The sequence below is a fragment of the Senegalia massiliensis genome (genome assembly GCF_900626135.1).
GTDB lineage: Bacteria > Bacillota > Clostridia > Tissierellales > SIT17 > Anaeromonas > Anaeromonas massiliensis.
The window spans coordinates 399,542-420,130 of sequence record NZ_LR130785.1 but is presented as its reverse complement, the minus strand read 5'-3'; the positions used below and the strand labels follow the sequence as shown (position 1 = coordinate 420,130).

The 20,589-nt window shown below is 30.1% G+C and carries 21 protein-coding genes and 1 pseudogene; 3 read left to right on the top strand and 19 right to left on the bottom strand.

All coding sequences use genetic code 11. The features are described 5' to 3' along the window. The 12 genes from E0D94_RS02055 to E0D94_RS02000 form a co-directional block, all read right to left on the bottom strand. The gene (locus tag E0D94_RS02055) at nt 1-285 is read right to left on the bottom strand and encodes a BMC domain-containing protein (protein WP_130805644.1); all 285 of its coding nucleotides are present in this window, start codon (nt 283-285) and stop codon (nt 1-3) included. Between the two features lie 26 nt (nt 286-311). Further along, nucleotides 312-1,784, bottom strand: a complete 1,473-nt coding sequence (locus tag E0D94_RS02050; protein ID WP_130805643.1) for an acetaldehyde dehydrogenase (acetylating) — start codon at nt 1,782-1,784, stop codon at nt 312-314. Continuing rightward, a complete protein-coding gene (locus tag E0D94_RS15065) occupies nt 1,785-2,417 on the bottom strand; it encodes a BMC domain-containing protein (RefSeq protein WP_130805642.1) in 633 nt (210 codons plus the stop codon). It abuts the gene before it with no gap. A 20-nt stretch (nt 2,418-2,437) separates the two neighbouring features. Further along, nucleotides 2,438-3,091 carry an ethanolamine utilization microcompartment protein EutL gene (gene eutL / locus E0D94_RS02040; protein WP_130805641.1) on the bottom strand — a complete coding sequence of 218 codons (654 nt, stop codon included), beginning with the start codon at nt 3,089-3,091 and terminating at the stop codon, nt 2,438-2,440. 16 nt (nt 3,092-3,107) lie between these two features. Beyond that, a complete protein-coding gene (gene eutC / locus E0D94_RS02035) occupies nt 3,108-3,992 on the bottom strand; it encodes an ethanolamine ammonia-lyase subunit EutC (RefSeq protein ID WP_130805640.1) in 885 nt (294 codons plus the stop codon). A gap of 39 nt (nt 3,993-4,031) precedes the next feature. Then, complete coding sequence (locus E0D94_RS02030) at nt 4,032-5,396, bottom strand: ethanolamine ammonia-lyase subunit EutB (protein WP_130805639.1); 1,365 nt, start codon at nt 5,394-5,396, stop codon at nt 4,032-4,034. A 25-nt stretch (nt 5,397-5,421) separates the two neighbouring features. Then, nucleotides 5,422-6,864 (bottom strand): ethanolamine ammonia-lyase reactivating factor EutA, encoded by a 1,443-nt coding sequence (gene eutA, locus E0D94_RS02025; RefSeq protein WP_130805638.1) that lies wholly within the window; start codon nt 6,862-6,864, stop codon nt 5,422-5,424. A 103-nt stretch (nt 6,865-6,967) separates the two neighbouring features. Beyond that, nucleotides 6,968-8,401, bottom strand: coding sequence for a sensor histidine kinase (locus E0D94_RS02020; RefSeq protein ID WP_242620461.1), 1,434 nt, complete (start codon nt 8,399-8,401; stop codon nt 6,968-6,970). Further along, entirely contained in the window at nt 8,394-8,966 is a 573-nt protein-coding gene (locus E0D94_RS02015) for an ANTAR domain-containing response regulator (RefSeq protein WP_130805637.1), read from the bottom strand. The genes E0D94_RS02020 and E0D94_RS02015 overlap by 8 nt, the downstream gene beginning before the upstream one ends. Nucleotides 8,967-8,999: 33 nt before the next feature. Next, nucleotides 9,000-9,425 carry a EutP/PduV family microcompartment system protein gene (locus tag E0D94_RS02010; protein ID WP_130805636.1) on the bottom strand — a complete coding sequence of 142 codons (426 nt, stop codon included), beginning with the start codon at nt 9,423-9,425 and terminating at the stop codon, nt 9,000-9,002. Between the two features lie 10 nt (nt 9,426-9,435). Then, on the bottom strand, nt 9,436-9,786 hold the full coding sequence (gene eutS / locus E0D94_RS02005) for an ethanolamine utilization microcompartment protein EutS (RefSeq protein ID WP_130805635.1): 351 nt from the start codon (nt 9,784-9,786) through the stop codon (nt 9,436-9,438). 182 nt (nt 9,787-9,968) lie between these two features. Then, complete coding sequence (locus tag E0D94_RS02000; RefSeq protein WP_165442835.1) at nt 9,969-11,102, bottom strand: 1-propanol dehydrogenase PduQ; 1,134 nt, start codon at nt 11,100-11,102, stop codon at nt 9,969-9,971. A 177-nt stretch (nt 11,103-11,279) separates the two neighbouring features. Here E0D94_RS02000 and E0D94_RS01995 point away from each other — a divergent pair, with 177 nt between their 5' ends. Next, nucleotides 11,280-12,929: a putative manganese-dependent inorganic diphosphatase gene (locus E0D94_RS01995; protein WP_130805633.1), complete on the top strand. Its 1,650-nt coding sequence runs from the start codon at nt 11,280-11,282 to the stop codon at nt 12,927-12,929. Between the two features lie 113 nt (nt 12,930-13,042). Continuing rightward, nucleotides 13,043-13,639, top strand: a complete 597-nt coding sequence (locus tag E0D94_RS01990) for a TetR/AcrR family transcriptional regulator (protein WP_130805632.1) — start codon at nt 13,043-13,045, stop codon at nt 13,637-13,639. A gap of 62 nt (nt 13,640-13,701) precedes the next feature. Here the strand turns inward: E0D94_RS01990 and E0D94_RS01985 are convergent, their stop codons facing one another. From E0D94_RS01985 to E0D94_RS01960, 6 genes are read right to left on the bottom strand one after another with little or no spacing between them, the layout of a single operon-like run. Further along, nucleotides 13,702-14,307 carry a flavodoxin family protein gene (locus tag E0D94_RS01985; RefSeq protein ID WP_130805631.1) on the bottom strand — a complete coding sequence of 202 codons (606 nt, stop codon included), beginning with the start codon at nt 14,305-14,307 and terminating at the stop codon, nt 13,702-13,704. Between the two features lie 28 nt (nt 14,308-14,335). After that, complete coding sequence (locus E0D94_RS01980; RefSeq protein WP_130805630.1) at nt 14,336-15,340, bottom strand: 3-oxoacyl-ACP synthase; 1,005 nt, start codon at nt 15,338-15,340, stop codon at nt 14,336-14,338. Between the two features lie 10 nt (nt 15,341-15,350). Continuing rightward, nucleotides 15,351-16,919 carry a class I adenylate-forming enzyme family protein gene (locus E0D94_RS01975; RefSeq protein WP_165442834.1) on the bottom strand — a complete coding sequence of 523 codons (1,569 nt, stop codon included), beginning with the start codon at nt 16,917-16,919 and terminating at the stop codon, nt 15,351-15,353. 31 nt (nt 16,920-16,950) lie between these two features. Beyond that, on the bottom strand, nt 16,951-17,367 hold the full coding sequence (locus E0D94_RS01970; RefSeq protein ID WP_130805628.1) for a MaoC family dehydratase: 417 nt from the start codon (nt 17,365-17,367) through the stop codon (nt 16,951-16,953). A 17-nt stretch (nt 17,368-17,384) separates the two neighbouring features. Then, a complete protein-coding gene (locus E0D94_RS01965; protein ID WP_130805627.1) occupies nt 17,385-18,884 on the bottom strand; it encodes a sodium:solute symporter family protein in 1,500 nt (499 codons plus the stop codon). Continuing rightward, entirely contained in the window at nt 18,884-19,345 is a 462-nt protein-coding gene (locus tag E0D94_RS01960; RefSeq protein WP_130805626.1) for a hypothetical protein, read from the bottom strand. The genes E0D94_RS01965 and E0D94_RS01960 overlap by 1 nt, the downstream gene beginning before the upstream one ends. A 226-nt stretch (nt 19,346-19,571) precedes the next feature. On the opposite strand from E0D94_RS01960, the gene E0D94_RS01955 reads away from it, so the two are divergent. After that, the gene (locus E0D94_RS01955) at nt 19,572-20,354 is read left to right on the top strand and encodes a nitroreductase family protein (protein ID WP_130805625.1); all 783 of its coding nucleotides are present in this window, start codon (nt 19,572-19,574) and stop codon (nt 20,352-20,354) included. A gap of 13 nt (nt 20,355-20,367) precedes the next feature. Here E0D94_RS01955 and E0D94_RS01950 read toward each other — a convergent pair. Then, a pseudogene (locus E0D94_RS01950) lies at nt 20,368-20,585 on the bottom strand (YdbC family protein). Nucleotides 20,586-20,589 lie beyond the last annotated feature (4 nt).

The following is a 20,589-nucleotide window of genomic DNA, read 5'->3' as shown; positions in this document are numbered from 1 at the left end:
TTAACCTTCAAGTTTTGGTAATATAATTTCCACTTCATTGTGAGGTCTTGGTATAACATGTACAGATACTAATTCTCCAACTCTTTCTGCTGCTGCTGCTCCAGCATCTGTTGCAGCTTTAACTGCTCCAACATCGCCTCTAACCATTACAGTTACTAATCCTCCACCTACATGCTCTTTTCCAATAAGTGTAACATTTGCTGCCTTTACCATTGCATCTGCAGCTTCTACAGATCCTACCAATCCTTTAGTTTCTATCATTCCTAATGCGTTTGCATTTGCCATTTTAATATCCTCCTTTAAATTTTATACTATTTTATATTTTGTAATTGTTCCATTACTAATCTTGTTATAGTTTCAACATCTAAATCAGCATCTGAGTCATCTTGTTCACATTTGCCAATTTCATATTCTTCTGCTAAATCTTCTAATTCTTTTACACCATATGCTAATCTCTTTACATCTATTAGATTTAAAGGACTTACATTATCTGATGTAGCACTTCCTCCTACAGCTCCACAACCTAAAGTAAGTGATGGAGATAAATTAGTAGTTGCACCTATAGCTCCTTGTGCTGATGGAGTATTAACTAAAATTCTAGATGCAGGCTTCTTAAGTGCAAATGCCTTGATTATCTCTTCATCCTTTGAATGAATTGATAATGTATGACCAAGTCCGCCATAATTTAATAGCTCAATACATTTATCACATGCAATATTCCAATCTTCTTCAGAATAGAATCCAAGTATTGTAGATAATTTTTCTCTTGAGAATGGATATTTAATTCCTACATTAGTCTCTTCAGCAATTAATACTCTTGTATTGCTTGGAACTTTAATTTCTGCCATTTTAGCTACTTCTTTAGCAGATTTACCAGCAATTTTTCCATTAAACTTGCCTGACTTATCTTGAATTACATCTCCTACTTTTTTCTTTTCAACACTATTTAAAAAGTATGCTCCTTGTTGTACAAGAGATTTTTTAACTTGATTTTTAATGCAGTTTTCTGTTACAATTGCTTGCTCTGAAGCACATATTGTACCATTATCAAATGTTTTACTATCTAATATTCTCTTTACTGCTAAATCTATATCAGCAGTTCTTTCAATAAATGCAGGTACATTTCCAGGACCTACTCCTAAAGCTGGAGTACCTGAACTATAAGCTGCCTTTACCATAGCTGAACCACCTGTAGCTAGTATTAAGCTTACATCATCATGCTTCATTAAAGCACTAGTTCCCTCCATATGAGGTATTGTTGTGCAATTTATAGTACCTTCTGGAGCTCCTAATTCTTCTGCTTTCTTTTGAAGTATATCTACTGTTTCTTTTATACTATTTAATGCTGAAGGATGAGGACTAAATACTATTGTATTTCCAGATTTAACAGATATAAGTGACTTATAAATAGCTGTAGATGTAGGGTTTGTTGATGGAATTAAACCTGCAACAACTCCAACTGGTGTAGCTATTTCTACTATTTTTCTGTGTTTATCTTCATTTATTATACCTATAGTCTTCATATCTTTTATATAATCATATACTGCTTTACTAGCAACTTTGTTCTTTACTATTTTATCTTCATATACTCCAAATCCTGTTTCTTCTGCTGCCATTTTTGCTAATCTATCAGCTTGTTTATATGCCTCTTCAGCCATTCCTTTAACTATTCTATCTATTTCTTCTTGACTTTTAAGTTTCAATTCTTTTTGAGCTTTTTTAGCTTTTGCTACTAAATCTCTTACTTCTTGAATTGAGCTTAAGTCTTTATCTTTTATATGCACCTACTTCACCCTTTCATAAAACTTTAGTATTGCACTTATTAGCTCGTTTTTCTTAGAGTATTTAATTTTATTTCTTTCTATTGGAAAAAAATCACTATATTTACCATCTAATTCTCGAGCTATAGTTCTTAACTTAACTGTTTTTATATTTTTAAGTTCTTCTTTAGTATAAATTTTTATATCAAATGAACTATTGTCTTCATTTGATTTTTCTTCTTTATTTGACTCTTTTTGTGATTCTTGATTTTGCTCTTTCTTTTCTTCTGGCTCTATTTTATCTTGTAGTTTTGAATCTTCATTTACTTCTTTTTCTTCTTTTACTTCCTCTTTAATATCTTCTTCATTACTGTTCTCATTTTCCCCTACAGGCAATATTTTTTCAATACCTTCGCCAGGTCTAGGTATTACATGAGAGGATATTAAACTACCCACTTTTTTAACGGCTGCTTCTGCTGCATCTATAGATGCTTTTACTGCTCCTACATCACCTGTTATATGAATAGTTACAAGTCCTCCTCTTACAAATTCACAACCTAACAACTTCACATTAGCTGATTTTACACATACGTCTGCAGCTTCAATTGCTCCTATATATCCATATGTTTCTATCATTCCTAGAGCTTCATTTTTCATCATCATCACCACAGCTCATACTAATATTTAACTGGATTATCAGCTACACTATTTACTGCAGCTGCAAATGCATCACATGCTGCCTTACACGCTGATTGACTACCAGTCAATAATCCTCCACCAAAGTTAGTCTCAGATGGTGGTCCATAAAATTCTACCATCTTAACATCTGCAGCTTTTAGAGCAGCATCCATTGCATACATAGATTCTATTGGAGGTGCTATAAGGTAAGCTACAGCTTCTCCTTCTCTAATTCCACACATATCAGATATAAATGATCCTGTTCTTGAAATACAATGAGCATAATATACTATAGAATCATCATCATTTGCACTATAGAAACATGCATCATTTTTAATAAAATCAACTGCTGCATCTAAACCACTTCTTACTTCAGCTGGTGTAGGGCCTGATAGAATACCTATAAATTCACCTGCGAGTTTTGTATTTGCATTGTCAGCTCCACCATAGAAAGATTTAGCATATGCTACTGCAACTTCTGCTTTCTTTGTAGCATCATCTAATGCAGTATACCCAACATCATCAACATTTGTTGTTATTAATCCTATACTCTTATGTCCTGGTTTTAGTTCTAATGCTTTTGCTAAGTCATCATCCACATTTGGAATCAATTTAACACTTAATACCTCTGCACAAATTGGATCATTTTTCATGAATAATCCCTCCTATTTATAATTCTAAATCTAAACCACTAGTTTTTTGTTTTACCATTTCATTTATAATGTGAGCTATATGAGCTCCTGCTTCTACTGCAGCAGTACCATCTTTATGAATATTTGAAACTACATTTCTTCTTGCTTCTGGCATTCCAACTGTTGCTTTATATGCTATATATGCACTCATACTTTCTCCTGTTGCAAGTCCAGGTCTTTCTCCTACTAAAAGACAAGTAACATCTGCTCCAGTAACTTCTGAAACTACATCCATTGATGGAACTCGTCCATATTTAATAAAGAATGGTGTTCCAAGTTCAAGTCCATATCCTTCTAACCCTTGCTTTAATGTTGGAAGTATATCTCTAATATTAGCTTCAATAGCTGTAGAGCTTAATCCATCTGCAACTATTATTTGAACTTGTGGATTCTTTTTGCAGTTTTCTTTCATTTTATTTATTTCTTCATCAGCAAACTGTCTACCTAAATCTGGTCTAGTTATATATTCATCTTTATCTTTACACTTTGTTTTAACTGTAAAAAGATCCATTTCTTCAACAATTTTTTCATCTACACTTGTAAATACTGCATCCATTGCAACTGCATGATCTGCTCTAAATCTTAAAAGTGTGCTTGTCTTACATCTTGGTCCAGCTCTCCAAACACCTACTCTAGCAGCTGTATTCTTTTTAAGCTCTAAATACTCTTCCTTATTCTCTGGTTCTGGCACTAATAATTGTTCCCTTAAATTCACTTCAGTTATATCAGACAATTCACTATTATCTACATCTGATACTTTTGTTTCTGGTAAAGAACATTTATCACTATTATCAGAAGGTTTACCATCTAATTGTGATAATACTTGTTCAACTATTTCTTTTAAATCTTTTTCAGATACCATTTAATTCACCTCTCCATTTTTCAATGATTATAATCTATATTATTTTAAAAAGATTGATGCATCTCCAGCTCTTTCAGTTAAAACTCCATTTCTTGTTATGCCCATTTTTTCTGTCCACTCATGGAATTCTTTTATAGGTTTTAGATTCATTAACTCTCTTAAAGCTGCTATATCATGATAACCTGCTGATTGATAGTTAAGCATTACATCGTCTCCAAGTGGAGTACCTATTATATAGTTACATCCTGCATTGTGTAATAATATTGAAAGATTTTCTATATCATTTTGGTCAGTTTTCATGTGGTTAGTGTAGCATACGTCAACTCCCATTGAAATTCCACTAAGTTTACCCATGAAGTGATCTTCAAGTCCTGCTCTTATAACTTGCTTGCTATCGTATAGATATTCTGGTCCTATAAATCCAACAACTGTATTTACTATAAATGGATCATATTTTTTAGCTAATCCATAACATCTTGCTTCTAATGTTACTTGGTCTACTCCATGATGAGCATCAGATGATAACTCTGAACCTTGTCCTGTTTCAAAATACATTACATTAGGCCCTGCTGAAGTACCTTCTTTTAACATTAAATCTCTAGCTTCTCCTATTAATTTAGCATTTACTCCAAATGCTTCATTACCTTTTTCAGATCCTGCTATACTTTGGAATATCATATCTGCAGGTGCACCTTTTTCTACTGCTTTCATTTGAGTAGTAATATGAGCTAATACACTTGTTTGTGAAGGTATTTCCCATTTGTTTTTAAGGTCTTCAAATGCATTTAATACTTCAGTAACCTTGCTAACACTGTCATTTACAGGGTTTAATCCTATTACAGCATCACCAATACCATAAGATAATCCTTCCATAGCAGAAATTAAGATTCCTTCTACATTATCTGTTGGATGGTTAGGTTGAAGTCTTGCAGAAGCAGTACCAGGAACTCCTATTGTTGTATTACAAGTAGCAGTTATTCTGATTTTACTTGCAGCATATATAAGGTCTAAGTTTGACATTAACTTTGTTACAGCTGCAACCATTTCACTTGTAATTCCTCTGCTTACTCTTTTAATCTTGCTTTCTGTAGTTTTATGATCTAACAACCATTCTCTAAATTCTCCAACTGTCCAATTCTTTATTTCTCCATAAATTCTTTCATTTACTGAGTCTTGAATAATTCTAGTAACTTCATCTTCGTCATAACCAATAACAGGGTTATTTCTTAAATCCTTAAGTGTTAAATTGCTTAATACTTCTTTTGCAGCTATTCTTTCAGTTGTTGACTCTGCTGCAACTCCTGCTAAATTATCCCCTGATTTTTCTTCATTGGCTTTAGCTAATACTTCTTTAATTGATTTAAACTGATATACTTCTCCAAATAATTTAGTTTTTAATATCATACATTTTCACCTCTTAGTTTTATAATTAATATCCAAATGCTAATGTCTTGATTACAACAGGAACAACCTTTCCATTTGCTAAAGGCTTACCTATATCTATAAAGTCACCATTTTTCACCTTTACACTGTCTATACAAACTATATCTTTGTTGTAACCTAAAAGTCTGTTTATGGTTTGTCCTAATGCTTTTGCTATGTCATTTTCCACAATAACTATTAAAGGTTTTTTAGTATCTATTATTCCTTTCATACCTTCAATGATACTTTTGGCTAAAGATTGCAGCTCATTAAAGCTTATATTCTTCACCCCCTTCAATGCTAAAGCTATTAGTTGATTGCCATCTTCTAGGTTAAACCAATTAAGTTTTTCCTGGATTACTCCACTTAAACTATGGTAATCTAACTCTTCATCTTGACTTGCAAGTTTTAAAATAGGGATATTTTTAAATGGGAACATATCTTTTGTAAAAGTAATAGTACTTCCACTTATATCAGTAGTATGAGTTCCTGCTCCTACAACTGTAGCTCTTATAGTTTCAGATGGCTTGTGTACTTTAAACTCATCAAACAACATACTTTTTCTTATACTTTTACCTAAGACTACACCTATATCACCATATTGAAAACTTTCTTTGTTCTCTTCAGCATCATATATGCAATCTGCAACTCCACCTGAAAAAGAAATATATTCTATGTCATATTCTTTTTTAAGTCCCTTAGTAGTTAATATCAAATCTAGATCTTTACTATTTTGCTTAACTCCTATACCTAATACTTCTTCAAGCACATCTGACATTTTATCTGTTACATAATTTAATTCATGTTGGTTTATTTTTTTTCCAACTTCTAAATCAATATCTATATTTTTAGCAAGCTTTTTTATTTTGTCTGATACATATTCAATTTTCATAGTATCAGGATTTACTTTAATTAATCTGCCACCTATATCTAAACAAGTAGTATCAATAACTTCACCTCTATCAAATATAGATATATTTGTAGTACCGCCTCCAATATCTAAATTTGCTACTACTGTTTTTTCTTGTTTAGAAATCACATCAGCTCCTGCACCTTTTCCAGCAATTATAGATTCTAAATCAGGTCCTGCAGTAGCTACTACAAAATCTCCTGCTAATCCACTTAATTTTTCTAAAACCAAGTTAGCGTTTTCTTTTCTAGCTGTCTCTCCAGTTATTATTACTGCTCCTGTATCTACATCTTTAGGTGATATATTAGCTTTTTTATATTCTGACTCTATAATTGTCTTTACATATTCACCATCTATTTCAGTTATAGATTTTAAAGGAGTATAATAAATATTGCTTTTATATATAACTTTTTTATCTACTATATTTACTTTCGGTATAGCAAAAGAAGAAGCTGTATTTTCAATAAATAGTTTGCTAAAAACTAATTGAGTAGTAGAAGTTCCTATGTCTATTCCTACACTAAGTATTTGCTCCATCAATTAAATTCCTCCAGTCAAAATAACAAAAGGAGCCTAAAGGGTATGCGTATACACATACCACTCTAGGCTCCTTTGCCTTCTCCAAACACTCCATTGTGTTATATTATTCGTTTTTAAAATCAAAAATTACTTTCGTACCATTTGACGTAGAATCCATATTCAAATGCCCTTGTAGTTTATCCTTTACAATACTCTTTACTATTTCAAGGCCTAAACTATGTTTTTTATTTTCATCTATATTAAAACCACGACCATCGTCAATTATAGAAATACTGGAATATAATATACCTTTTTGTACAGATATTTCTATATTTCCTTCAGCCTTACCTTTAAAAGCATGCTCCAAAGAATTTTGTAATAATTCATTTACTACTAATGCTATTGAAGTAGCCTTATCAGAATTTATAGTTATGCTATCGCCTTTTATTTTTATATTTATCTTCTTCTTATAAGGTAAACCTAACCTTAAAGTACTATTTTTTATTTTATTTATTATAGTTTTTAAATCTATATCATCTATACCATTTTGAGCTAATATCTCATGAGTAACAGCAATACTAAGCATTCTATTTATACTTTCATGAAAAGCCTTTTTCACTGATTCATTTTTAACCCTTCTAGATTGAAGACTCAAAAGACTAGCAATTGTTTGTAAATTATTTTTTACTCTATGGTGTATTTCCCTTATAGCAACAGATTTTAAAATTAACTCTTTTTCCTTTTGCCTTACCTCAGTTATATCTTTTATAAGCATTGTAATTCCTATTATCTTGTTTTCACTTCTCATCAATGCGTATTTTAACTGTAGTACAAATTTACCTGCAGTAATTTCGGTCTTTCTCAAGCTAGGTTCGTTTATAACTTCTATAATAGAATTTTCATCTAAAGATAAGTTATTAAAATCCATTCCTATTACAGGATCTTTATACCCTAACTTTTTATAAAGCTCTTTTGCAACTGGATTTGCATAAGTTGCTATTCCCTTTTTGTCAAATATAACTATGGCATCATTAACATGATAGGTCAAAGAATGTTTACTATCTTCAAAATTTAATAATGTCTCTGTAAGTTGTTCCGTAGTCTCTGTAAGCACTTCCATTTTGTGTGTTTCATTTATATCCCGAGTTATATCTTGTTCCATTATCAAACACGCTATAACATCTTCATTATTATTATAAATTGGTACAACACTTTGTCTTACTGTTTTATTTTCCTGTGTTATAGCTTTTAAATCACGTGTAGGCATTCCTATTTCTAAAGTTCTAATAGCAGCTGGTTCATTTTTTCTAAAAGCTAATTGACCAACAACTGAATTTTTATACATAGAAGTAGCTGTAGTAGGTGATGCCTCTGCAACAACTATAGCAGTATCTGAATCTTCCGTTAAACAATCTATAAATATATCTGCCTTTACTAAATTAGCTATCAAAGGTAATACCCTTGATACTTCTTTAATTTTATCTATATCAGAATCAGAAAGGGTAGTGTGCTTTTTACATATTTCTCTAATGATAATGTCCCCCTCCATTCTATGCATTACTCATTATAATTGCAGATGCAATATCTTGCATAGGACAACGTTTATCCATGCTTAGTTTTTTAATTTTCTTATATGCTTGATCTTCAGTAATATTATTTGTTTCCATCAATATACCTTTTGCTTTTTCAATAACCTTTCTGGCTTCTAATTTATCTTTTGCTGTTTTTATATCTTTTTTTATCTCTTGAATTTCTCTACCTTTAGCTATGGCAACCTCAATAGCAGGTATAAGATTTGGTTTATTTATGGGTTTTACAATATATCCCATAACTCCAATTTCTTTTGCTTGTTTTATAAACTCTGGTCCACTATAAGCTGTGAGTAATATTACACTCTTAGCAATATTATCTTTTAATATTACCTTAGATGCTTTCATACCATCCAATATAGGCATTTTAACATCCATAAGAACTAAATCAGGATTATACTCTTTACATAATTCTACTGCATCGAACCCATCAGAAGCTTGCCCTACAACGTTGTAGCCTTCTTCCTCTAAAAACTCCTTAAGGTCCATTCTAGTAATAGGCTCATCATCGGCTATCACTATATTATATTTCATAATATTATGCCTCCTTGATACAATTTTAGAATATTAATCATTAATATAATTTTGTATATCTTTTATGCCTATATCTTCTTTTGAACTTACTTTAAATATTTTCTGAGCTCCAGCTAATTCAAGACATTTTATAGAATCCTCAATATAGGTATCTTCTTTATCTATTTTAGTAACTATACCTATAACTGGTTTTGTGAATATTGAAGCAAAGTTAGGCGGAAAAACACACCTTTTATTGCTTGAATCTTGTATTAATGCTATCTCATCACAATCATAGGATGCTATTGTAAGAGCATTATAATATCTTCTATTTTCTAAATACTCTCCTGGAGTATCTATGATATTACCATAATATTCTAAAGCTTGTGTCTTTTTATATTGAGTATTCATTTTTTTTAAAGACTGTATTAAAGTAGTTTTCCCACTACCAATTGAACCAATAATAATAATTTTTTTCATATTAACCTCTTTATGATCTAGTAATTTGTGCTGGAGTAAATAAAAGTGAGTCACTCAATACTGCTATTATTTCCTTTAAAGATGATTCTACACTTGATACATCTCCAGTAATAACTAAAGATCCACTAAATCTATCTATAAAACCTATTTCTACATCTGCTGATTTTGTAGCTACATCTGCTGCTATTATAGCTGCTTCACTAGGAGTTATAGTAAGTATACCAATAGCATCACTAAATTCATCATTTAGTCCCAACTTAACATATATACTCCTGTCAGGATTTGCAATAAGATGTGCTAAAGTCACTTGTTTCCCAGGAACAAATTCTTGTATTATTCTTTGTTTGTTTTCTTTTTCCATTTTAATCATTCCTTAATTAGTCTAAAAACACATAAAGCCCTACCCCAAAACATAGTTAACCGTTTCAGTGTAAGCCTCTTCGCTTTCTTATTGCACCCCATTGTACAATATATATTCAATTTTAAATCATTATAACATACTGTTTAAATTAAATCAATATCATATTAACAAAAATTATCATGCTATTTTTTTCCATTATATAAATCTTGATATATCTTTATAAAATCTGTTCTAGATGGAATCCTTGGATTGTTTTCTGTGCATATATCATTCATTGCTTTATCAACCATTTCATCTATAGCATTATAGAATTCTTCTTTTTCTATTCCCATATCTTTTAATGTATATGGAATTCCAAGTTTTTCGTTTAGTATCTCAACTGCTTTTACAAGTGCATTCACACTATTTATTTCATCTGGCACTTCTATACCTATACTTTTTGTTATATAAGCATATCTACTTCTAGCTTGTCTATCTTCTGAATTATATTTTATGATATGTGGCATTAACATAGCATTTGCTCTTCCATGAGGTATATGAAATCTAGCTCCTAATGCATGTGCCAAACTATGATTTATTCCTAGAGACGAATTGTTAAATGCAATACCTGCCATAGTAGAGGCATTATGAAGTTTTTCTCTAGCAACCTCATCTTTACCATCTTTAAATGCTTTAAGCAAATAACTAAATACTATCTTAATAGCTCCTTCAGCCAATGTATCTGTATAATCATTTGATTTTTTAGATACAAATGCTTCAATGGAATGAGTCAATATATCTAACCCAGTATCTGCAGTTACTTTTTCCGGCACTGTTATTGTGAATTTAGAATCCACTATAGCTAAATCTGGCATCATGATTATATCATCAAAAGCTATCTTCTTGCCTTCCTTAGTATCTGTAATCACAGAATAAGATGTTACTTCAGAACCTGTTCCACTTGTTGTAGGAATTGCTACAAAATATGGTTTCTGTATATCTTTGTTTTGATCCATTTTCATGAAAAAATACATCATCGCTTTAGCTGTATCAATAGATGAACCACCACCAAGAGCAATTATACAATCTGGTCTTTTAGATACCATCATATCTAAAGCTTTAATTACTAAATCTACAGTAGGGTCTGGTTTCACCTCTGAAAATACATTATAATCAGATCCTTGTAAACTGAGAATATTAGTAACTTTTTTGGATATTTCAGAATCCACTATGAATTTTTCAGTTACAAGCATAACGTTTCTAAAGTCTTTTTCAATCAAGCATCCAATAGAACCTCTGCCATAAAGTATTTGAGGTCCTACCTCAAATCTATTCATTATATCACTCCTCATATTTATTTATTTAATATTAAGCTAAATTATACTACATTAATTCTCATATTACAAACCTTTTAAATTTTTACCAATTTTAAAAATAAATATTTTTATGAATTTTAATAAAGTCATAGTAAATGATATAATATATAAAACAAACATTGAAAAGAGGTGTATTAAATGAATGAAACCATATATATAACAGGACATAAAAACCCAGACTCTGACTCAATTTGTTCTGCACTTGCATATGCAGAATATAAAAATGGAAATGGTAATATAAACGCTATTCCAGTAAGACTTGGAAAAATTAATAGAGAAACTAAATTCATATTAGACTACTTTGGAGTTGAAGCACCAAAGGCTTTAGACACTATAAGACTCAGTGTAGAAGATTTGCATTTTGATAAAATTGCACCTATTACTCCTGATATATCTTTTCGAATGGCTTTAGAATTAATGAAAAAAAACAATTTAAATAGTATCCCTGTAGTAGGTGATAAAGAAGAATTACTAGGTATAGTAACAATTTCAGATATTATACAGGCATATATTGATGTATGGGATAATACAATACTAGGTAAATCTAAAGCATCAATAGACAATATAATAGACACACTTTCTGCTAAACCTATATATATTCCAGACCAAATAAAAGAATTTAATGGAAAACTTTTAGTTCTTGCTATGGAACCAAATACTGTCTCTAATTATATAGATAAAGATGATATTGTTATATGTGGAAACAGAAAAGATATTCAAAACAGTGCATTAGAAAAAGATATTTCACTTATGATTGTAACAGGAAACTTAGATGTCGAAGATGATATTATAAAAAAAGCAAAATCAAAAAATATCGCTATAATATCTACACCACATGATACATTTACTACATCTAGACTAATTCCACAATCTATTCCTGTTGATTATGTAATGACAAAGAAAAATTTAGTTTTATTTGATTTAGATGATTTAGTAGATGATGTAAAAGCGAAAATGAGTCAAACTAGATATAGATCATATCCAGTAACAGACAATACAAATCGTGTTGTAGGACTTATCTCTAGATACCATTTAATATCAAGTAAAAAGAAAAAGATAATCTTAGTAGACCATAATGAAAGAAGTCAATCTATAGATGGATTAGAAGAAGCAGAAATATTAGAAATAATAGATCATCATAGAGTAGCAGATGTATTTACAGGCACTCCTATATATTTTAGAAATGAACCTGTAGGTAGTACTGCAACTGTTATTGCTTCAATATTTTTTGAAAATGGAAGAAGACCTTCAAAGAAAATTGCAGGAATACTTGCTGCTGCAATTATATCTGATACGCTTTTATTTAAATCTCCTACTGCTACAAAGACAGATAAAGTCATGCTTAAAAGACTTGAAAAAATAGCCAATCTGAACGTTAAAGAATTTGCCATGGAAATGTTTAAAGAAGGAACATCTCTCATAGGAAAAACACCAGATCAATTATTAAGTGAAGATTTTAAAGTATTTACAATTGATGAGCAAAAAATAGGTATAGCTCAAGTATATACTATGGATCCAGAAAGTTTAAAAGATATGAAAGCAGATTTACTCTCCCTTATGCAAAAAAGAATTGAAACAGAAGGCTATACAACATTTATCCTTATGCTTACAGACATTTTTGAGCAAGCTTCAGAAATGATAGTTGTAGGAGAAAATAAGGAGCTTATAGCAAAATCATTTGATAAACAAATAAAAAATAATTCATTTTATGCAAAAGGTGTGCTTTCAAGGAAAAAACAAGTTGTACCACCAATTACATCTGCTATAACTAATTTAGAAGAAATATAGCTAAATCAATATTTCTTTAAAAAATACCAAAAAAAATGATATAATATTAATTATATTAGAAAAATCAGCTTATATCGAGTTTATAAGCTGATTTTTAATTAGGAGGAACTAAGTTGGGATTAATAAATGAACCTAAGACAAAAAGAGGGATGGAAACTTTAAATAAAATATGTAAATCTGCTGAACAACTATTTAGTGAAAAAGGTTATTTTGAAACTAGCATAGTAGATATTGCTCAAAAATCTGAGGTAGCTCAAGGTACTATATATATATATTTTAAAGATAAAAAAAGTATTTTTAGATATTTAGTAAAATATTTGGGGCAAGACTTAAGACAAGAAATTAAAAATGAAACTAAAATTAAGACTTCAAGATATAACCAAGAATATGTTGGGTTAAAAACATTTTTAAATTTTGTAGGAGAACATATAGGAATATTTAAAATAATATGGCAAGCTCAATTTGTTGATATGGAACTTTTCAAGGAATATTATGAGGAATTTTCTAAAAGCTATATAAAAGGTATAGAAAGAGCTCAGGAAAATGATGAAATGAGAAAGATAGATTCAGAAGTTTTATCATACTGCTTCATTGGTATTGCAAACTTTATTGCCTTAAAATATATAGTTTTTGATAATGAAAGTGATTATAATGATATAGTTGAATCTGCAATGGATTTTATTAAAAATGGTGCTTTTTCTAATGAGTAGCATTAAAAATATAAAAAATAAACTACTAATTCTTAGAATTAGTAGTTTATTTTTTATATCAATTATTTTTTAAGTAAATACTCTATATTGCCAGCTAAGTGCTCCATTATGCCTATTCCTTCTTTATCTTGCTCTGCATTTATTTGTCCACCTGCACCTGCTACTCCTATATTCCAGTAATTTGAACCTACAACTGTACAATCATTAACTGTTGCCCATAACACTAATTGTGAAAATGCAAAGGTTTGACCAGTTCTTCTAGCTACTGTTATAGGTGCAACAAGTTTTCTAGAGAATGCTGTACCTTTCCAATTATAAGAAGATGATTCGTCTACCATTTCATTAGCAATCCATCGTCCTGTAAATCCTGCTCTATCAAGTAAACTTTTTAACTTTGGTGTAATTGAAGCATGATACACTGGAGAAGATAATATTATAGCATCTGCTTTTAGCATTTTATTAAAAATCTCCTGAAAATCATCTTTAATACTACAGGATTGATTCTCAATACAATAGTAACACCCTGTACATTCTGAAATATCTTTTCCAATAAGCGAAATAAATTCAGTTTCAATATCTGATTTTTTTAATTTAGATAATACTACGTTAGTAAAAAACTCAGTATTTCCATCTTTTCTTGGACTACCACATATTGCTAATACTTTCATAAAGATACCCCCTATTTATTATTTTATATTAAGCTTTGCCCCACTTAACAGTTGTTGCTGCCCAAGTATAACCTGTTCCAGCACCTACTAAAACAGCCAAGTCTCCATCTTTCAACCTATTTAACTTTTGTCCTTCAAATAATGATATAAATGCATCTGATGATTGACAATGACCATATTCTTCTAAAACAAAAGAATTTTCTTCAGATAATCCAAAACCTTCTAATATACCTTCTAGCAAAGATCTTTTCATAAATATTGGAGCTAAATAGTTTATATCATTAATTTCATATCCGCTTTTTTCTATTGATCTCTTAATTACTTTGTTAAAATTATCAAAACTAATTGGGTCTAGTCTTGATTTCATATCATTTATATCCTTTACATCTAAAAATCTATCCTTAAATTTAACATCTTTTGAGTTATTAAAGTTTTTACACCCAACACCATAGACTGCAACATCTTCTGCAAATGAACCATCTGTAATCATAGCAGTTTCTAATATTATATTTTCATTTAATCCCCTTTGTAATAGTATAGCAGAAGCTCCATCACCAAAGTTAAACATAAATCTTGAATTATGATTAGTATAGTCAATTATTTGAGTCTCTTTTGAAGAGGATACTAATAATACATTATTTAAATCTTCATCATTTAGCATCATACTTTTAAGAACTTTTAGAGAATATACTCCAGCAGAACAAAGGGAATGAATTTCAAAAGCATTGGCATTTACTGCCCCTATTTTATTTTGTATATCTGCTGCACAGTTATATAGATAATAATCTTTATATTCACTACCACAATATACTACTAAATCTAATTTCTCAGGATCAAATCCATTTAGTGCTTTCTTTGCAGCTCTTGCACCCATTTCTGAAACAGTTTCTTCTTCAGATGCTTGATGTACTTTTTTAATACCGAATTTTTCTCTTATCACATACTCTGGTATATCTGATAATTCTGCTATTTTTTTACTGTCCTTAATTTTTTCAGGTATATATATACCAATATTCTTTATTCCTATATTCATTTAGATCCTCCTAATTATCATCACTTGTGCCATATAGCTCCATAATTTTCCCAACTACAATCTTGCCTACATTATTTTTAGGTATATCTTCTACAAATGTAATGTATTTTGGAACTTTATAATTAGCTAAATTCTGTTTTAGTTTTTCTTGAATTTCTTCTTTTGATATTTTCATATTAGCTTTAAGTGAAACAACTGCTTTTCCTACTTCTCCCCATACTTCATCAAATACTCCAAATACACACACTTCATTTATTTCTGGAATTTTATATAAATGTTTTTCTATTTCAGGAGGAAATACGTTTTCTCCACCACTTATAAACATATTCTTCTTTCTTCCAACTATATAGTAATATCCATCTTCATCAACTTTAGCCATATCTCCTGTATGAACCCATCCATCTATTAATGTTTTATTAGTTTCTTCTTCGTTATTCCAATATCCTGAAAAGATTTGTGGTCCACTCCAAAGTAATTCTCCAACTTCATTAACTCCTACTTCATTATTGTTTTCATCTACTACTTTAGTCATTGTTAAATACATAGGTTTACCAACTGAAGCAAATTTTTCTTTTATTTCTTCATCAGTCATAAACTGTACCGCTCCAGATAAATTGTTAGGTCCAGCTTCTGTCATACCATAACCTAATACAAATTTTAATCCTTTATCCCAGAACTTCTCCATTATATTAATAGGCGTAGGAGCTGCTCCTGCCATAATCCACTTCAAAGATGATAAATCAGCCGTTTTAAATTCTGGTAATTCTGCCATCATTCTAAATATAGTAGCTGCACCAAAAAGTACTGTTGTTTTTTCAGTTTCGATTATATCTAGGGTTTGTCTAGGATTGAATTGCTTATTAATTATTATTTTACCTCCTGCATGCAACAGAGGTAGAGTTAATAAATTCCAACCTCCAGTATGAAATAATGGTAATATAATATGTGCACTATCTTCATAATTAAGACCCCATGTGCAAATTTCATTCATTGAGTTAAACAACTCAGCTCTATGGGAAATCATTCCACCTTTAGGTAACCCAGTAGTACCTCCTGTATGTATTATCAAATGAATATCTTCAAAATCTAAATCTTTACAATTTATAGGTTTATTATTATATTTCATTATCTCTTCATAATTTAAGTTATCTATATAAATATCTTCATCTATATTTTGTAGTATAATATAGCTCTCAACATCTAATTTATCTTTTATCTTTGTAATAGATTCATTATATATATCCTCGTAAACAACTACTTTTGGTGTCTCACTATTTATAAGTTTTTCAAGTTCTTCTGAAGATAATCTAGCATTATATGGAATCATAATAGCGCCTAATTTTCCTGTAGCATAATATCCATCAATTAGCTCAATTCTATTTCTTGAAATAAATGCTACTCTATCACCTTTTTCTACTCCAAGTTCATATTTAAGATAATTGGCTAACCTGTTAGCTCTATCATTTAAATCGTTATAAGTATAGTTAGTATCATTATCTGCATCATATACAGCTATTCCATGTCCATTGATTTTACTTCTAGATAATAAATAATCTCCTATCCAACCATTATTATACAAAGTAACCACTCCTTAAAATAGTATAGTATTTTTATTTACTAACTTTCACTATTGCTTCTCCATCTAACACTAAATTTTCATCTTCATCCTTTATTAGAGTCAACATTCTTAATTTTCTTCTAGGTAATTTCTCCAATACCTTAACTTCTATAGTTATATTAGAGTTTAAATATACAGGAGTTTTAAAATTCAGTGTTTGATTAAGATATATAGTACCAAATCCTGGTAACCCCTTCCCTATTACTTCAGAAATATAAGAAGCGATATGCATTCCATGACAGACTCTTTTGCCAAATACAGATTTTCTAGCTACTTCTTCATCAACGTGAAAAGAATCTCTATCATTAAGAATTTCAGCAAAAGATTCAACATCTTTTACTGAAATTCTCTTATTCATAATTGCACTATCACCAACTCTTATGTCATCATAAGAAATTTGCTTTATCAACAGTATCTCATCCTTTATTAAAGCTCTATTACGGCTTCTACCTTTTTATCAAGAACTTCATCTTTTGCTAATAATGATACTACAACAGTAGTAATTATTGAAATTGTTATTACATTAAAGTACCATGGAAGAGCACCAGGCCAAGGTATTAAATTTAAAAATGAAACTATATTTAATATTAACGCCATAACTGAACCAGCCATAACTCCCTTTACACTAGCTTTTTTCCAAAGTAATCCAAGTATAAATACAGGGAATGTTGCTGACATAAGCGTTCCCCAACCAAATGTTCCTAATATAGCAACCATCTCACCTTGTGTTATAGAAAAGAATATTGAAGCTACTCCTATTACTGCCATTGCACCTTTTGCATATTTCATTTGTTTTTCTTCGCTTAACTTTATTCCAAATGCATCTGGTAAATCTCTAATTATTATATTAGAACTTATTGATAGGAATAAACTAGCAGATGACATTGCTGCAGCTAAAACTGCTGCATATACAAAAAGTTGTACAATTAATCCTGAGTAATCTGCAAATTCATATATTGCTCTATCTGGATTATCTAAAGGAGCAATTTTACCCGTACCTACTAAATATAATGCACCGCTTGCTACTACTAATGTTAATAACCCAACTATTGTATGAGCTATTGCAGAATATAATCCTAATCTAGGCATATCTTTAGGATCTTTTAATGCATACATTCTAGTTAAAACTTGAGGTTGACCTACAGTTCCTAAAATAGGAATAAGCATATATGCCATAGCTGCAACCTTAGGAAGGGTGCCCCATGCATCTAAAATACCTGGAGAAAATTCCTTTGTAACATTATTAGCAGTTACAGTTCCCGCTTCAGAAGTAACTTTTAACACTTCTCCAAATCCTCCTCCAGTCATTCTAAAGAAAGCTACTACTAATACTAATCCTGCAAGTACCATTACAAATCCTTGAAAAGCTTGAGTTAATAATCCTCCAACTTCTCCACTAACAGACATATATATAGTTAATACTCCAAATATAACAAGTCCAGATACAAGGGGACTCCAGCCAACTAAATGACTAAAAAGTTCAGAACCTGCTTTTATTTGAGCAGATAAATAAGCTATACATCCAAGTAATAATGTTATTGACATACTTCCCTTTATAATCTTATTATTATTAAATCTTAAGTCAGAAACATCACCTAAACTAGCTACTTCACCAATTTCTGCCATGGCCCTAACCTTTTTACCTATAATTATGTATGCCATTGCAAATGCTGCTGAAGATAACATCCAAAAAGTCATTGCATTTCCTGTAGCATAGAGTATTCCAGGAATACCAACAAGAGCAAATGCACTAGCTACTGCAGCAGTACTAGATAACCCAACTACTAATGGTCCAAACATTCCTGTACTACCAAAATATGCTTTAGCAGTATTTGCTTTTCTTTTAGCCCACCATCCAATTGCAAATGAAATCAAAATCATACCAACTGAAAATGCTATAATTAAAGCTCTAGCTGTATTACTCATTATATTGCCCCCTTCTTTTCTTGTTCTTTAATAACTCTAATCTTTTCTTTAAAATCATTCCAATCTTTATCTGACATCCATTCATCTTTAAAAAACATAAATCCAAGTGTTAATGTAAGCATTCCACCAATCCAATATAAAAAAACTACTGGTGCAAAAGAAGGATGAAATCCTAATATCGTAAAAGAAGGCATTGCTCCTGCAAATTTAATTCCATAATAGTTTGCAAGAAAGAAACCTATAATCCATGTAATTGACCATGCTGCAAGTGGATAAAATAAAAATTTCTTAGAAACTACTCCTTTATTGGCAACCCCTAAAACCATGTATAAAAGCATCAATATTACCCCTAAATAAAGCCCTAACATATGATTGCCTGACCAGCCTAAAACATTTATCACTGTCCATAATATAGTAGTCAAAATTATTATGATAGTGATACCTTTTTCAGATAACTTCATTAAATCACCCCTATTTATTATTATTTACATGAATTATGAATCACTTCTCATGTTTATGGTTTAATTATAATCTATAAAATGTTAAATGTCAAACGTTTTCAGACTTTTTTAAATTTTATTTTTTTTGCAATTTTTCTAATATAATTTGATTATAATTTGTGAAAATATTTATTTTAAAATATAATTATTGTAAGACATAATTAATATAAAATATTGAGGTGAGAATATGTATAGAGCAATAGATTATAGAATATCCACTAGAAAATATAAAGATCAAAAAATTTCAAATGAACATTTTAAAAATATACAAGATATTATAAAAGATATAAAACCACTCAATAAAGATATTCCAATGGATACCATAGTTTTAAGAGATGGAGAAAAGATAATAGATACATTTAAAGGATTTACATCAAAATATGCTAAAGTAACTGCTCCCCACTATATAGCATTTACTTCAAACATACAGGATAACTATTTAGAAAATATAGGATATATTGGTGAGCAAATAGTACTAAATCTAACTAAATTAGGTATAGGAACTTGCTGGGTAGGTAGCCCAATAGATGAAAAAACCTTCAGACAAATTACAGATGTAAAAAAGGATCAAAAATATATTATACTCATAGCTTTTGGTTATCCAGAGAGAAAATTAGAAAAGAAAGAAAATAGGAAAAGAAAAGAAAATAAAAATATTTTATCTGGAAATATAAAAAACGAACTTATTCCAATAATAGATTCTCTTAGAAAAGCACCTTCTGCAATAAATTCACAACCTTGGAGGGTTCATTTTAGTGAAAATACTTTAGACGTATATATAGAATGGAAAAATATACTTACAAAAAAACTTCTAGAAAAAAATAATCATATTGATATAGGAATAGGACTAAGTCATATTATAATAGCAGCTAGACAATTAGGTTATGATGTGGAATTTATTAATAAGGATATTCAAAGTAGTAAAAACAAAAAATATATAATTACTATAAAAATAAAAAATGTGGATTAAAATATCCACATTTTTATAAATTCATATTATTTAATACATCTCTTAATTCTTTAAGTTCATCCTTTGTAAGTGTTATTCCTTTTCCCATCTTTTCTTATCAGGTGCCCAATCTCTTAAATCATATTTAGCATCCCTAGCATTCCAAGATATAAGGTTTAATTTCTTTTTCCAACCTGATTTAGATTCTGAAATTAATCCTATTTCTTCTAATATTTCATAATTTATTGCCATGAAA